The sequence below is a fragment of the Hymenobacter sediminis genome (assembly GCF_003231285.1).
GTDB lineage: Bacteria > Bacteroidota > Bacteroidia > Cytophagales > Hymenobacteraceae > Hymenobacter > Hymenobacter sediminis.
Map to the genome: position 1 here is coordinate 1 of NZ_QKNS01000013.1, position 14,951 is coordinate 14,951.

The window sequence follows — 14,951 nt, forward strand, 5'->3', positions numbered from 1 at the left end:
GGGTACTGTGATAGCCGCCACCAAAAACACGCCCCTGGCCCGCGGCACGGCAGAAAAGCTAACGGGCGTATTCCATAAAAATGGCTGCGACATCTGGGTTATCGCACACGGCTGGGGCGATGCCAAAAGTGGCAACGACAACCGGGGCGATGCCTTTCTGGCCTACCGCGTGCGGCAATCAGTTGGCTATGTGGGGCCAGTCCTCATTGACGCACCCATTATTTCAGCCATTGGTAGCCTGCACGCGCCAAGCGTGGCACCCTTTGGTTACAAGGGCCAGATGCGGGTAACTCCCGAAGGCAAGCGGCTAGCCCTGGCCCGCTACAGCGAGGTAGTAGGCGACAGTAGCAGCACTGTAGAACTGTTTGGGTTTGATAACGGCACCGGCCAAGTTAGCGCCGACCCCCAGGTGCCGTACATCGTGGACAGCGGTGCGGGCAAATATTATGGCGTGAGCTTTTCGCCCGGCAGCTACCTCTACGCCACCGTGCGCAACCCGCCCAAGCTGCTTCAATTCGATATCAGCGGCCGCGGTCCGGTTACCAAGCAGGATATTCCGCTCAAGCAAAAGACCCCCGCCGACCTGGGCTCGTTGCACACCGCGCCCGATGGCAAGATTTACGTGGCCCGCGACAACCAGCCGGCGCTGGGTTTTATCCCTTATCCTGACTCGCTGGGGGCAAAGGCCGGTTACGCCGACGATAGCCTGCAACTAGGTGGCCGCCTGAGTAGCTTGGGCTTGGTCAACTTCAACCAAAGCTCCCTGCTGCGCGTGGGGCTTAGTGCGCAGATAACAGGGTGCCGGCAAATTTCATTTAGGACCTCGCCCCTTGACTTTGACAGGAAGACCTATACCTGGACGTTTGGCGACGGTGCCACCTCAACACTAGAGAACCCCATTCATACGTACGCTATGCCCGGCAACTATACCGTGACGCTGCGCATTGATACCGACTGCTTTTGCCGCGAAAGCTCGGGTATCATTCAGGTGCCGGATTTGCCGAACCCGGGTAGCATTGCCAGTCCGCAAACGCTGTGCTCGGGCACGGCCCCGGCTACCCTCACCAGTAGTGCCAATGCGTCCAGCAACGACGGTCTGCCGCTCGTATACCAGTGGGAATCGTCAACAGACAATACCAACTGGACGGCCATTGCGGGAGCTACGGGGGCCAGCTTTACGCCATCAAGCACGCTACCGGCTGGCACTACGTATTTCCGTCGGCGTGCGCAACTGCTGTTGCCTGACCAATCAGGGCCCTACTGTACTCCCAGCTTCACTGCCTCAGTCGCTATTACCGTACTCCCGGCCCTGACGCCGGGCAGCATCGCCACATCGCAAATGGTGTGCAGCGGCAGCTCAGTTGCTTCTCTTACCAGCACGGCCCCGGCCACAGGCGGCACAGGCACGTTTGCCTATCAGTGGGAAGCTTCTACGGATAATACTACCTGGACAGCCATTGGGGGGGCCACGAGCGAGACTTTTACGCCCGGTCCGCTCACGGCTACCACGTACTTTCGTCGCCAAGTGCGCTCGGGTGGCTGCACAGCCACACCATCCAATACGATTACGATAACGGTGGTACCGGCCGTAACGGCTGGCAGCATTGGTGCTAACCAAGCAATATGTGCTGGCGGAACAGCGGCGCCCCTTACCAGCGAAACGTCCGCTACAGGGGGCTCAGGTACCATTGACTATCAATGGGAGTTCTCAACTGATAACACCACCTGGCTGCCGATGAATGGTGCTACCGGCTCAACTTTTGTGCCGGGCCAACTGACTACTACTACCTATTTCCGGCGCCGGGCTAGCTCGGGCAGCGCCTGCGCTCCAGTTTATTCCAACACGATCACCATTGCGGTGGCACCCGCGATGACGGCGGGTACCATTGCCGCTGACCAAACACTGTGCCCAGGTGCTACGCCAGCGCCGCTTACCAGCACGGCTGCCCCTACTGGCGGTGTTGCCCCATTTACTTACCAGTGGGAAGCATCGCCGAACAATAGCACCTGGACGGCCATTGCCGGAGCCACGGGCGAGTCTTTTGCACCCGGTGTGCTCACGGCCACCACGTACTACCGCCGGGGCGTGATGGGGGGCCCTTGCGGACCCATCTATACGCCTGCGGTTACCCTGACGGTATTGCCTGCGCTGATTGCGGGCAGTATAGGCGCTGACCAAACCGTATGTGCGGGCGCTATTCCTGCCCCACTCACCAGCACAGCTAGCGCCTCTGGCGGTACAGGCACTTTCAGCTATCAGTGGCAGTCATCATCGGACAATACCACCTGGACAGCTATTGGAGGGGCTACAGCTGAGACATTTGCCCCTGGCCCGCTGACTGCCACCATGTACTTCCGCCGCTTGGTAAGTTCCGGCGCCTGTTCCGCCACGTCAGTGGCGAGCACCGTGGGAGTGAACGCTCGGCCGGTTACGCCGACGCTAAGTGTCCAGTATAATGGCTCTACTACCACGCTTACTTCCAGTGCCACCACGGGCAATCAGTTCTACCTGAACGGGGTTGCTATTGTAGGCGCGACGGCGCAGACATACGTGCTGAACGGGACGACGGCGCAACTCGGAGCCTATACGGTGGTCACCACCAATGCCTCGGGCTGCTCGTCGGACCCATCAGTCCCGCTCACGGTGACGTCTAACGGCAAACCACTAGCGGGAACCTCGCTGAGCGTGTACCCAAACCCGACCCCCGATGGTCGTCTTCAGGTGGAGTTAACCGGTTACCGGCAAGGAGCAGAACTGACGGTCTTGAATGCTCTTGGCCAAGTTGTATTCATAACGACCGTTACAGCAGCAACAGGCCTGAATACGCAATCTGTGAACTTGGGATACCTACCCAGTGGGGTATACACCCTGCGCGTTAAGACAGTAGGTGGACTTGACACCCGCCGGATCGTACGGGAATAATTCCGCTGGGAACTGCTACAACGAAAAGGCCCTGACCTCGTTGGTCAGGGCCTTTTCGTTGTAGCAGTTTTTGATTTTACACTGAAATATGGTGACAGTTTCAAGGTCTTGTCCTGACTCAAAACCTCTCGATTGACTAAACAACTCAGTCAATGGGTGGTGGGGAGGAAGCAGTAGTTGAAATGGGCGAAAACGGTTCAGTAAACCAGTACCGTAACCAACGTACAACCTGGTCTTTTCCCTAACAAGTAACCTGTATAACAGCCGGGTTGCTATTAACGGAAACGAGTAGTACAACTGGGTCAGGCCGCTCTCCCAAGCCACTCGTCGCTTCGTGGGCGCTACGCCCGCTTTTCTGTGGCCCCGAAAGCGCGCATCTTTGCCCTTATGCCCTACAAAGAAGACCGCCCCCAGCTGAGTCTCAAGTTCACCCCCAACGAGTATGCCGCCCTGCAAGACGAGGCCGCCCGCGCCGGCGTGCCGGTCAACACCTATGTGCGCCAGTTGGTGCTGACGCGCGGGCCGCAGCCCCTCTCGGCCGAGGCCGAACCCGTGCGCCGCTACTACCTATCGCGAGAAGAAGTCCACCTCGAGCTGCTGGACGAGCGGCGGGACGCCACGCTGCAGGCGCGGGAGCAGCGCGAGCAGTTTGCCCGCTTGCAGCAAGAAGTCTCCCTCATCCACTGGGGACTTACCCACAACCAGCCGGAGCTGGTCAGCGACTCCCTGGCCCGCGCTCTGGCCCTGGCGAACCTGCCGGTTACGCTGCCCGAAGGAGAATTGCCCCCGCTGCCCCCCGACGTGCTGGCAACGGCCCCCGTGGCAGAACCGAAAAAGCCCGCTTAACGGCGCATAACTATCCTTTTTCTCGCGTGATTCAGCACCCCTGCTCCGCCTTTTTCGGCAAAAAGAGCCGGGGATACTCCCGATTTTGCTCCGGTCAGCGGCGGGGATACTCCCACTTTGGCTCCGGTTCGCCGTAGGGATACTCCCCGTGGGGCTCCGGGGAAGCACAGACCACGCCCCCAACGCCGTTTCCTGCCTCTGGACCGGAGCCTCCCCGGAAGGCGCCGGCGCTTTTTCCAGCAAAACCGGGAGAAAACAGGCCCTGTTGGAGAGAAAGAGACTCCGAAAAAGAGAGAAATGGTATAAAATAAAGGAAGTGCTCTTCGGATAGCCTGTTCGACTCGCCAGAAAAACAGCGTTTTTGAGCGAGTTGACCGGATGCCATCCGGAGAACAAAAGCGATGGCTGCGTTTTGCACTTTTTTGCTGTGGCGGCTTCTATGTATCCTCAGTGGCTGCTATTAGGAGCCCAACGGCACTCCCCGCTTTGCGCATCCTCGTGACCTGTACCCAGAGAGCGAGCAAGAGCAATCACTTAGCTCCCTAGAGGGTATATCGCATTATTACTATTTATATTAGCTAACGTTGAGATACTCCCGTAAAAGAGACTAGAAATAGACCGCTATTACACTTTACTATAAGTTGTTGCATGTCAATACGTAAGGATATTTATTTACTACTTATCAGGGACCATGCAGGAAAGAAGCTGGGAGAAGGAGACAACCGAACTACTAATTGCATTAGTATACTTGCGGAGTTTGTCTTTTTTCTGCTGTGCTGATGGCCACTGTTGAACTCGTGGAAGTGGGCCCGCCCACCACCACCCTCTGGATCCCCCTGTTTGCCTCCCTCGTGCCGGCGGGCTTCCCCTCGCCCGCCTCGGATGAGCTCGAGGAGCTCTTCGATCTGAACCGCCTGCTCTTCCGCCACCCCGAGGCCACGTACCTGGTGCGCGTGAGTGGGGAGAGCATGAAAAACGCCGAGATCCACGCCGGCGACTTGCTGGCCGTGGACAAGCACCTGGAAGCGGACCACAACCACATCGTGGTGGCCGTGGTGGAGGGCGAGTGCACGGTCAAGCGCCTGGTGCGGCGGGGGCAGAGTTGGTGGCTGCAGGCCGAGAACCCGGACTACGCTGACTACGAGATCCGCGAGCCCGAGCAGCTGCGCATCTGGGGCGTGGTCACCCACGTGGTGCACGAGTTGCTGCCGGGCAAGCTCACGGCTTTGCTGCGCAGCCGCGACTAGCCCCTGCCCCACCCTCTCCTCTCTGCCTCCTGCTCGCTTGCTTGCCCGCTCGTGGTTGCGCAATTGGGCGCATTCTGCTCGCAGGCGGCGGCTTCTCTCTTCTTGCTTTTCCAGGTTATGGGCAGTCTATGTTTGGCTTAGTCGACGGCAACAACTTCTACGTCTCCTGCGAGCGGGTCTTCCAGCCCCGCCTGGAGGGCCGGCCCGTGGTGGTGCTCTCCAACAACGACGGCAACGTGGTCAGCCGCTCGGCGGAGGCCAAGCAGCTGGGCATCGCCATGGGGGCGCCCTTCTTTCAGGTGCGCGCGCTTTTGCGCCAGCACCAGGGGCAGGCGTTGAGCTCGAATTATGCCCTCTATGGGGACATGTCGCGGCGGGTGATGGCCCGCCTCTCGGAGCAGGTGCCGGGGGTGGAGGTCTACAGCATCGACGAGGCCTTCCTGGACCTGCACGGCATGGACACGTGGCTGGGGCCGCTGCAGGCGAGGGTGCGGGCCTTGCGCCAGGATGTGCTGGCCTGCACGGGCATTCCCACCTGCGTAGGGCTGGGCCCGACCAAGACGCTGGCCAAGGTGGCCAACCGGCTGGCCAAGAACTACCCCGAGCTGCAGGGGGTGCTGCGCCTGGACTCGGACAGCCGGCGGGAGCGGGCCTTGCGGGCGCTGCCGGTGGGCGACGTGTGGGGCATCGGGCGCCAGTACGCGCAGGTGCTGCTTTCGCACGGTATCACGACCGCTTGGGCACTGGCGGGCGTCTCGGAGGCCTGGGCACGCCAGCACCTGGGCGGAGTGGTGGGCTGGCGCCTGGTGCAGGAGCTACGGGGGCAGCCCTGTCAGGGCCTGCAGCCCAGCGAGGATGGCACCCTGGCCCGGCAGAGCATCCGCTGCTCGCGCACCTTTGGGCAGCGCCTGAGCCACTTTGACGAGCTGTGGGGAGCCGTGAGCTCCTACCTGAGCCGGGCGACGGAGAAGTTGCGAGCCCAGGGCAAGCAGGCCCACCTGCTCACCGTCTTTATTAGCCAAGACCGCTTCGACACGCGGGTGCCGCCCCCCTACACCCGCTCGGCCACGCTGACGGTGCCGGGGGGGCCCACCAGCGATACGCTGCGGCTGCTGGCCTACGCCCGCCGGCTAGTAGAGCGCCTCTACGAACCGGGTCGCGTCTACGTCAAAGCCGGCGTGGTTCTGGATGGGCTGGAGCCGGCGGGCCGGGGCCAGCAACTGGACTTGTTTGCGCCTGCTCCCGGAGCTGCCCCTCCCCTCTCCTGCTCGAACAATCGGTCCCAGCAGCTCATGCAGCAGGTGGATGCGCTCAACCGCCGGTTCGGGCGCGGCACCGTGCGCCCGGCGGCAGCGGTCGTTGCCGCGGGGCAGCCCGTGCCCTGGGCGGGCAAAGCCCAGCACCGCAGCCCGGCTTATACCACCCGCTTAGAGGAGCTATTATGGGTTAAGTGAGCCATAGATTATTTTTAATTTCTCCTGCTTTATTTCGTAAGCAATAGCGTTATACAATCAAAAACACTCCACAATGCAAGCCATAGTTGCAATTATCTACATTGTCACCATGATAACAATTGTTACAATTATTATCATGGTGACAATGTAGATAATTGCAACTATGGCTTGCATTGTGGACATTAGCGAAATGGAGACAATAGTTTTTGCTAATCATAAAGGGGGAACTGGCAAGACCACTTCCTGCTTAAATGTGGCTTATGCTTTACGAGAGCGTGGGCACTCAGTATTACTAGTTGATTGTGATCGCCAAACAAACCTTACCCAAAGCTTTGCTGCTAAGGTGCCCGCTGGACAGCATTTGGGTACCGTACTATTAGGCCAAGCCAGTTTGTCGGATGTAGTGCTAGAAGTAGGAGAGAGGTTATATCTAGTTCCTAGCTCAACTGACTTAGGTGAAGCGGAAGAGCGCATTAGTCAGAAACCTGGAGCCGAGTTTGCGTTGAAAGAACTACTCGATGAAGTGGAAGCGGTTGACTATTGCTTAATAGATACGCCGGGCGGCCTCGGTAAGCTTACATATGCAGCACTGACTGCAGCTACCGCAGTCTTTATTCCAGCTCAGCCAGAGTACTATGGTATAGAAGGACTAGTAGGATTACTAGACGTGTGTCATCAAGTACAAAAGCGTCTGAACAAGGCCTTAAAGATAGGGGGGGTATTTTTCACCCAATACAACCGAAGTGATAGGCGGCGAGCCCAACGTGACATGGTGCAGTTGTTGGAGAGCCATATAACCTTCGGCTCCCTAGTTATGCAGACAACCATCCGACCGAACGTAAGCCTTGTAGAAGCTCAAATTGAGAAAGAAGATCTCTACACATGGGCACCACAGTCCGCTGGTGCCAAAGATTACCAGAACCTCACATCTGAAATTTTAGCTCGACTATGAGTACCAATCAAAAACCCAAGTTTGGCACTAAGGTTTTAGATGCAATTAATGATCGCATCGACTCCCAACCAACTGCTAAACTTGACGAAACAGCAGCAACGGAAGAAGCCGTATGGGTGTCCTTCACAACAGCTGTGACTAAGGAAACTTATATGAAGCTTAAGCAGGCAGAATATTGGGTTCCTGGGTTTCTGTTTAAAGAAGTCACAGAGGCAGCCTTAGTGAAGGAATTAGAAAACTATCCAGAGGCTTCTAAAGAACTGCCGCCAGCGGCCCTTCAAAAGCTGCTTAAATCCAGCAAGAAGCTTCAATAAAATAAGTATACTTCATAGCTATTGCTCTACACTATTGACTAAAACTTTAGGCACTTTCGAGCTTCAATTCTACTCCAAGATTTCTGCCATTTATCCTGCCTTAAGACAAAAAAAACCTCGCATACAACTAGCAAAGTGTGAATAAGTATAAAAAAGTACAAATTGTTATTTTGCAATTATGCTTTTTTATACTTATTCAGAATCCCTCTATTTTGCCTTGGGGTATAGCCTAGGATATAACTGATTTATACGAGTCATTGCAGTCGCGGCAATGTTATCAAAAACCTTCGTGCCGGCTTCATATTCCTTCAGTAATTGATGCGTCTCTTTCATCAAATGCTTCAAATCATCTTCATTTAATGTAAGAATGCGCTCAATCTGATGCATGTCTAATTTGAATTTCTTCATCCGGCCTACCACTCGACTTTGAAAGTCAGTTAAGGTTGGTAACTCTCTGCTCACAGATGAATGAGTCGGCAGTGTAGATTCTGAGAGTTGTAATTGCAACTGCTTAGGCTGCAGTTTGCTATGTCCGTTATAGTTAATGTGAAATTCGATTGAGTCGACGCTACGGCCTTTCTTCTTCTCAGTGTATGAGATGTCGAAGTTGAGACCATTGAGTTCTTCCACTGAAGGCTTTAATACATACTTGCGGTAATCCGCAAATTGTGGGTAGGCTCCTCCGGTAGTAAGTTCTCTCAATGTTTCTACAGCCACTGTATAAGGACTCTTGAACTTCCACATCTGCATAATCCAATAGAATTTGTGCGTGTTTGGATTTTTAATACTAAGTAGATCAGCTACTTGGCCTAATGTGAAATTTTCAGTCAGATTAGTCAGATAAGGCATAACATCAGCTGAAAAATAACCAGAAATTGTTCCTTGCCCACTATCTAACTTTAGGGAGTGTACTAATGGCACTTTGTGATAATCCTTCTTGCGATTAGGCATAGGTAAGTCGATGCGAATAGCATCTAACCCATCTAATGCTACATGCAGGTATTGATATCCTCTGCCACCAATAGGCTGGTCTCCCACTAAATCAGTCAAAGGAATGACAATACGTTTACTGGAGGAATCATCACGACGTAACCCTCTTAGTAATAACACAAAGATGCGAGCCTCTAGTAGTGTCATCGCCCAAGGATGTTCAATAAGAACATTACTTTGAGCAACAGTTGTAGTTTTTCTATTATCACGAAGTGCCAACTGATAGTCAGACTCCTCGACTTCAGCTAATTGGTCTACTTGTTTGGCAGCAGTAGCTTGTTTCTTAGCTTCAACTACTGCTGCATAAGCTTCCTGTTGCGTGTTGTAATAACCAACACTTTTAGTTTTACCATTAATGCGCACCTGAGCTTTCCAGCGGTTGCGGCTTTTTTCTAATGTTGTGCCCGGATATGGGTTCTTGGACATCGTATTAAAGCTTTGTACCTGCTAAGGTAAAATGATTTAGATAGTAAACAAAAATATCTCATTTCTTATCTGGAAGGTAACGGGCTCCTATCTCAGAGGTAACTAACTCTTATCTGGAAGGTAACGGGCTCCTATCTCAGAGGTAACTAACTCTTATCTGGAAGGTAACGGGCTCTTGTTTTATGGACTTTAATCCCTCACAATCAAATTGTTATGGCGCTCTTAATATATTAATAGATTTAATATAGAATGTTTGAAAAGGGGTCATTTTTTTTTGAGATAAAAAACTATCTCAAAAGGTAACAGTCTCCTATTTCGAGTTAAATCTGCATATCAGACCGTAGCTTTAGCACAATGTAAGCTTCGCACACAAAGCGGGATCCATGTATATACATTAATTGAGATAGGAGGCCGTTACCTTTGAGATAACATAGGGGCAAGGGCTCTTATTCCAATCAATAGGCACTTACATGCTTAGATCGGGTTTTTAGCCAGGAGCAAATTCAATCACAGCGAGTGTTAAGAATTCTAATCTTATAGGGTTAGTGAGAATAGAGATCAATTAGTTAAAACCACTCTATCTCAATTGGAGCAAACTTTCCTCTCAAGGAAGAACATGTCGAGGAGCGAACTAGGTAGGGCTCCTGTGCGGCCTTCGCCACACTCCGACTTCCCCTCACGACCCCGTCCATGACAGGGATGGGATTGAATAGAGAAATTCCTCCTGTCCTCAGCCAGCACACGTTAACAGCTTACGTGGTATCTTCCCCATCCTTACGCCACGCAGTCACCGCATACGAGTAGCGCTATGGACGGCACGCCCGAACAGCAACAACCCCAGGCGGGCAGGCCCGCGCAGCCCGGGAGCGACGAACGCCCAGCACTGCCTTTACCCGAAACCCGACCCACGCTCGGCCCGCTCGGCCAGCAGGCGCTCGCCCGCATGCTGCACGGCTACCTGGGCCACTTCCTGCCCGACTACTACCGGGCCATGGCCACCCGGGGGCTGCGCATCCCGCACCGCTTGCTCGGCCCCGCGCTGGACCATGCCGTGGCCTATCCTGAGCTGGGCGGCGAGCTACCCGAACTCTTGGGAAACCGGGGCCACTGGCTGGCTCAGCAGAACCCGCGCTGGCGCCCGCTGGTGGCCATCCGCGACCCCGCCCTGTGGAGGCCAGCTACCTCCGAGCAGGGCGGGCACCTGTTGCGGACCCTGCTGCGGCGCGATCCTGCGCAGGCTCGGGCGTTGCTGCGTACTTATCTGCCCCAGGAGTCTCCCGGGGGGCAGCGCGCGTTCATCAACCAGCTCTATCCGTACCTGGTGCCAGACGACGAGCCGTTGCTCGCGCCCTATCTGGCCTCTCCGGACCCGGGGCTGCGGGCAAGTGCGGCGCAGCTGCTGGCCTGCATTCCCGGTAGTGCCTTGGTCGAGCAGCTCTGGACCGTCGCCCAACCTTTCCTTTCCCTGACGGTGCAGGCGGCCCGTGGGCCGGAACTACGGGTGTCGTTGCCTTCCCGCTGGCAGCCGGACTGGCAGGCGTTGGGCTTGGAGCAGCAAGCGCTTCACTGGGGCGGCGGGGAAGCGGCCAGCTGGCTGAGCCAGATGCTGCGCTTACTGCCCCCGGACCGCTGGTCTACGCACTGGCACGTGGCGCCTCGTACGCTGCTGCAGTTAGCTACCAGGTTGCCCATCGGGCCAGATATCATCGCGGGGTGGCGCTCGGCCACGTACTGGCACCAGCAGCCGGAATGGGCACTGGCCTTTCTAGAGGGCCACTTGACCGGCTCGCCCGCCACGGGTGAGTCGACCTTGACGAACCGATTCATTCCTGGCGAGCAGGCAGCGGCCCTGATTCTGCCCTGCATTCCGCCCGGGGCCCGGCTTTCGGATACGCCCGCTCCCTGGCAGCAGGCGCTGCTTAGCATCCAAGCCCCGTGGCCCCGGGCCGTGCAACGGCAGGTAATGGATCTGCTCGAGGATACCCTGCTGGATCCCCCAGAGGGGAAGTGGGAAGAGGCAGGCGAGTGCATCCGCACGCTGGTCTGGTTTCTCGAGCAAGAGATAGACGAGGCCGATCAGCAGGAAGTCGCCTACCGCTTACACCGGCTGCTCACCCCAAAGCTGCCGCATCAGGAGCGCATACGCTGGGCCCTGAAGATGATCCACCTCAAAATCCACCTTCGGCGTTCTCTCGAGGAACCGCCCGGCTCAGATGACTAGGAAAGCAAGTAGGTAGCGTTGCCAACCTTCCCTACTGGCATTAGGGTGTCACCTTAATTAAGTACTGGATTGCAAGGTCTTACACTAACAGCCTTGGTTAACAGTTTGGAACAACGGGTAAACGGGCTGTCAGCTACTAACCACGTTCCCGGTTGTATGACCCTACTTGCGGCCGGCAAAAAAATCCATCACGGTCCTGTTGAATTCTTCCGTTACCTCCGTGGGGGCTTCGTGCCCGGCGTTCTTGAATATTTTCAGGGTTGAGCCGGGGAGCTTTCTGGCGATCAGGGCCGTGTGCTCTCGTTTGACGATGTCATCTTCCCCCGCCATCACCAAAACCGGCACCCTGACTTTGGCCAGGGCATCGGGCTGAACGTGCGGCTCGGTCAGCAAGAGGTTCTTCAACCGGTAATCCATGTCCGCCTCCGTAATGCCCTTGCTTTTCATCTCCGCCAGCTGCTTGCGCAGCAAGGCGTTCAGCTTGGGCGATATCGACGTGTTGTCGTTGTAGAGGACGGCGGCCATGGCCGCCAGCTTTTTCACCTTACGCGGATGCCGCAGGGCTAGCAGCAGGCCGATATTGCCCCCATCGCTCCAGCCCAGCACGTTGGCGCTGTCGATGCCCAGAACATCCAGAAAGGCCGCCGCGTCATCGGCAAACAGCTCGTAGGTGAGCCGGGTGCTATCGGCACTGGAGTTGCCCTGACCCCGGCTGTCCAACGCAATCACTTGGTATTTTTTCGCTAATTCCGGAATCTGGCGGCTGAAGGAGGCAATCGACATGTTGTTGCCGTGCAGCAGCAGCAACGGCTCGCCCGCGCCATACGTCTCGTAGTAGAGCCGGATGCCATTTACGGAAGCATACTTCCCCAGCCGGGTATTGCCGCCGTACTCTTCCGACTCCGCCCGGGAGTTGTCAATGAATAAGGCGTGCTGGCCAGACTTGAATTTATCGGTCGTCAGCCGGACGTTGGACCTGTCTTTGTAGTTGCCAATATACCAGGGCTTCAGACTGTCGCTTTCAAACCCGGCATTGCCCAGCGGGATGCTCACCGTCTTGCCTTTGCTTTGGATGAGCAGTTCAAAATCATCAAAATAGTACTTTCCTCTACCTGAAAAGAACATGCCCACCGACAGCTTATTGGCCTGCTTGTCAATGGTGCCGGAAGCGGACACCGCTGTCCAAACACCCGGCTTATAGCTATCCATGCCGTCCTGATGGAAGTAAGATTTTATGGTTTTGGTATCGTGGGAGGTAACGGCTATGGCAACGGCGCCACCATTTTTTGACTTATCCTCAATCAGGCGCTGACCTCGGACTTCAAACGTGCAGTTCGGATAGGCCGTAACGTCGATTGTCTGCAGCAGATAGGAGAGCTTCTCCTGGGCATTTGCGGTAAGTATCCTGCCCAGCAGGGAAAACAGGAATAGTATTTTTTTCATCAGAATGGAAAGGGAGTACTACCAGCCGGTGGAACGGCAAAGAAAACGGGCTTATCTAGCTCTACCGGTGCAAGCCAGTAGCCGGCAGATGTGGGACAAGCGACAAGCGTTGTCTAGCTAGGGAAGAAAAAGTAGCCCGGCGGTTGCTAACAGGAGGTGATTGGAAACCTGTCTACTGGTTAAGTACTAAAAACCGTTACTTTTCCATGCAAACCCAAACCTGTACGTATTCCAAGAAGTCGTTTATAACACACAATATCTTAAGTGGAGTTTGCGCGAAGGGAGCCAGCCCGCTGCGGGCCGTTTTCCCTTTCCTGTCCCAGTAGAGTGCCATCGATAGTTGCAAGCAATTTGGTACTATTGCGCTTGACTGTTTCTACCTAACTTCAGCAGCTAAGAATATGGGACGTATCATCGTCTACCTAACTCGACAGTTGATAGGCATAGCAAAAGGGGTTGCGCTTAGTATGGGGTTCCCTAATCCGTAGCAAGGATTCCAACGCCACAGGGGAATCTAAACCAACAACCCGTTAGCCTTTTCCGCAATCCAGGCGCAACTGCGGCCCCTCGATTGGCGAGTGCCAGCAGGCGGGCATACCACGTGGTTGGGTTGCCCCAGCAGGAGGTTCTGCTGCCCTTGGACATTTGTTGAACGGTCGTTTACAGTATGTAAAACATTCTGGCAGGGTCGTTTATCTTACTATTTTCCAGGGATTGGATAGAAGACTAATTGGTTTTTTTCCTGTAGCCACGTGACACCCTCAGGTGTAGGGTGCAATTTGCGGACAGCCTGCTTAGCCAGCGGATGCCACGTCTCGCCATTGGTGCGGGTTTCCAGTAGTTCGCCCGTTGTGGCTAGGAGATAGCCGGTCGAGGTGCCGGGCACAAACGTAATCTGATCAAAGCTGGTGAAGGGGGGGATGACGACCGGTTGCCACTGCCCGTCGGTGAAGCGTAGCAGTCGTTTCGTCGGTAATGCCGTGTAACCCAAGGTACCATGACTCAGGTGTGGTTTGCGCCCGGCCATTGTTACCCACAGCTCGCCCGTCTGCGCGAGTGAAAGGGACTGCACATCGACGGTATCTGGGGTGTCGAGCAGCCGGGTAGGTGATTGTAAGCTATGAGGCAGGATGTAGATATTACCTGCGGTGGCACTCATGACCGTACTCGGGAGCGTAGGCATGCGGTCACTGCCAAAGACGTAGAGGGCTGAATCAGAAGCAGAAACCAGTAAGCCGGTCACGCCCCGGCTCAACTTGATGCAATAGGGATGTTGGGTGGAATTAGTGGCCAGTTGGGGCGTGTGCGTCGCATCGGAGCCATACAGCCACAGGTCGCCGTCCCCGTGCAGGGGCACGCTACCCGCCTCCTGGCGGGCATACGTACCGACCACAAAATTGCGGCCGACGGCGGCCAGCGCAGTCGGAAAGAAGTTCGTTGGTAAAGAATGCGTTTCCCAGCTACTGCCTTGATTATCAGTAAGCGCAAGAAAGGATTTTTGGCCTTTGTTGGCAAAATACTGATGGAAAGTAGTGCGCATCAGGGGCGCATGGGTCAGCACAGTAGCATGGGGCGAGGTAGGGTCTGGCGTGCGGTAGCGTTGCCAGGCCGAACTACAGGAGAGCAGGAAACCACTGGCTAGGAGTAGCCCGCCTAAGCAGGAAACCAGCTGAATGACCCCTTGTCGGCGCCCCTTCCCAATCAGCCACAGGAGCAGCAGTAACGGAATGAACGCCGCCCCAACGGCCCCTTTCTGGACAGGTGGTTCTGCTACCTTCGAAATTCCCACCAGCGCACCATGGTTGTGGTCGCGGAAGTAGAAATGCGAAATGATAAACTCTGAAGGGGTAGCGACGAGCGCAGTATGCTGTCCAGTAAAACGATATAATTGCCCTGTCTGAGTTAAAATATAGCCGGAAGAGTCCGATAGAAATTGAAAATCCTGTATGGGAGAAAGAGCGCTAAACGTAAAGGTTTTCATGCAGGCTGATTGAAAAAATACTACACCAGCCTTATCAGCTAGACTGATTAAAACTACTGCATTTCCAAGACTGGTCTGAGACTACTCTTATGTTAAGCAACTCTTCCTAGAACTCTGAAGGCGATCAGCACAATGTTGTTCTATCTTTTATCCC

Annotated in this window: 10 protein-coding genes and 2 pseudogenes; 9 read left to right on the forward strand and 3 right to left on the reverse strand. The window is 55.3% G+C overall.

Going from position 1 to position 14,951, the window contains the following annotated elements:
• Window positions 1–280: 280 nt before the first annotated feature.
• The 8 genes and pseudogenes from DNI29_RS25460 to DNI29_RS23160 form a co-directional block, all read left to right on the forward strand.
• Window positions 281–910 (forward strand): annotated as a pseudogene (locus DNI29_RS25460) (PKD domain-containing protein); the annotation flags it as partial.
• A 156-nt stretch (window positions 911–1,066) separates the two neighbouring features.
• Window positions 1,067–1,246, forward strand: a pseudogene (locus DNI29_RS25495) (DUF8696 domain-containing protein); the annotation flags it as partial.
• Window positions 1,238–2,923 carry a T9SS type A sorting domain-containing protein gene (locus DNI29_RS25465; RefSeq protein WP_498366059.1) on the forward strand — a complete coding sequence of 562 codons (1,686 nt, stop codon included), beginning with the start codon at window positions 1,238–1,240 and terminating at the stop codon, window positions 2,921–2,923. The pseudogene DNI29_RS25495 and the gene DNI29_RS25465, both read left to right, overlap by 9 nt.
• 387 nt (window positions 2,924–3,310) lie before the next feature.
• The gene (locus DNI29_RS23140; protein ID WP_110980529.1) at window positions 3,311–3,769 is read left to right on the forward strand and encodes a plasmid mobilization protein; all 459 of its coding nucleotides are present in this window, start codon (window positions 3,311–3,313) and stop codon (window positions 3,767–3,769) included.
• Window positions 3,770–4,548: 779 nt separating this feature from the next.
• Window positions 4,549–5,016: a LexA family protein gene (locus tag DNI29_RS23145; protein ID WP_110980530.1), complete on the forward strand. Its 468-nt coding sequence runs from the start codon at window positions 4,549–4,551 to the stop codon at window positions 5,014–5,016.
• Window positions 5,017–5,144: 128 nt separating this feature from the next.
• Window positions 5,145–6,470 carry a Y-family DNA polymerase gene (locus tag DNI29_RS23150; RefSeq protein WP_110980531.1) on the forward strand — a complete coding sequence of 442 codons (1,326 nt, stop codon included), beginning with the start codon at window positions 5,145–5,147 and terminating at the stop codon, window positions 6,468–6,470.
• Between the two features lie 175 nt (window positions 6,471–6,645).
• Complete coding sequence (locus tag DNI29_RS23155) at window positions 6,646–7,422, forward strand: ParA family protein (RefSeq protein ID WP_162303732.1); 777 nt, start codon at window positions 6,646–6,648, stop codon at window positions 7,420–7,422.
• Window positions 7,419–7,736, forward strand: coding sequence for a hypothetical protein (locus DNI29_RS23160; RefSeq protein WP_110980533.1), 318 nt, complete (start codon window positions 7,419–7,421; stop codon window positions 7,734–7,736). Before DNI29_RS23155 ends, DNI29_RS23160 begins: the two co-directional genes overlap by 4 nt.
• A gap of 207 nt (window positions 7,737–7,943) precedes the next feature.
• Here DNI29_RS23160 and DNI29_RS23165 read toward each other — a convergent pair whose 3' ends face one another.
• Window positions 7,944–9,152, reverse strand: coding sequence for a RepB family plasmid replication initiator protein (locus DNI29_RS23165; RefSeq protein ID WP_110980534.1), 1,209 nt, complete (start codon window positions 9,150–9,152; stop codon window positions 7,944–7,946).
• A gap of 808 nt (window positions 9,153–9,960) precedes the next feature.
• Between DNI29_RS23165 and DNI29_RS24350 the strand changes: the two genes are divergently transcribed.
• Window positions 9,961–11,373 carry a DUF5691 domain-containing protein gene (locus tag DNI29_RS24350; protein ID WP_110980535.1) on the forward strand — a complete coding sequence of 471 codons (1,413 nt, stop codon included), beginning with the start codon at window positions 9,961–9,963 and terminating at the stop codon, window positions 11,371–11,373.
• Window positions 11,374–11,535: 162 nt separating this feature from the next.
• On the opposite strand, the gene DNI29_RS23175 is transcribed toward DNI29_RS24350, so the two are convergent.
• Both DNI29_RS23175 and DNI29_RS23180 read right to left on the reverse strand, forming a co-directional pair.
• Window positions 11,536–12,816 (reverse strand): alpha/beta fold hydrolase, encoded by a 1,281-nt coding sequence (locus tag DNI29_RS23175; RefSeq protein ID WP_110980536.1) that lies wholly within the window; start codon window positions 12,814–12,816, stop codon window positions 11,536–11,538.
• A 700-nt stretch (window positions 12,817–13,516) separates the two neighbouring features.
• Window positions 13,517–14,797: a hypothetical protein gene (locus DNI29_RS23180; protein ID WP_110980537.1), complete on the reverse strand. Its 1,281-nt coding sequence runs from the start codon at window positions 14,795–14,797 to the stop codon at window positions 13,517–13,519.
• Window positions 14,798–14,951: the final 154 nt, after the last annotated feature.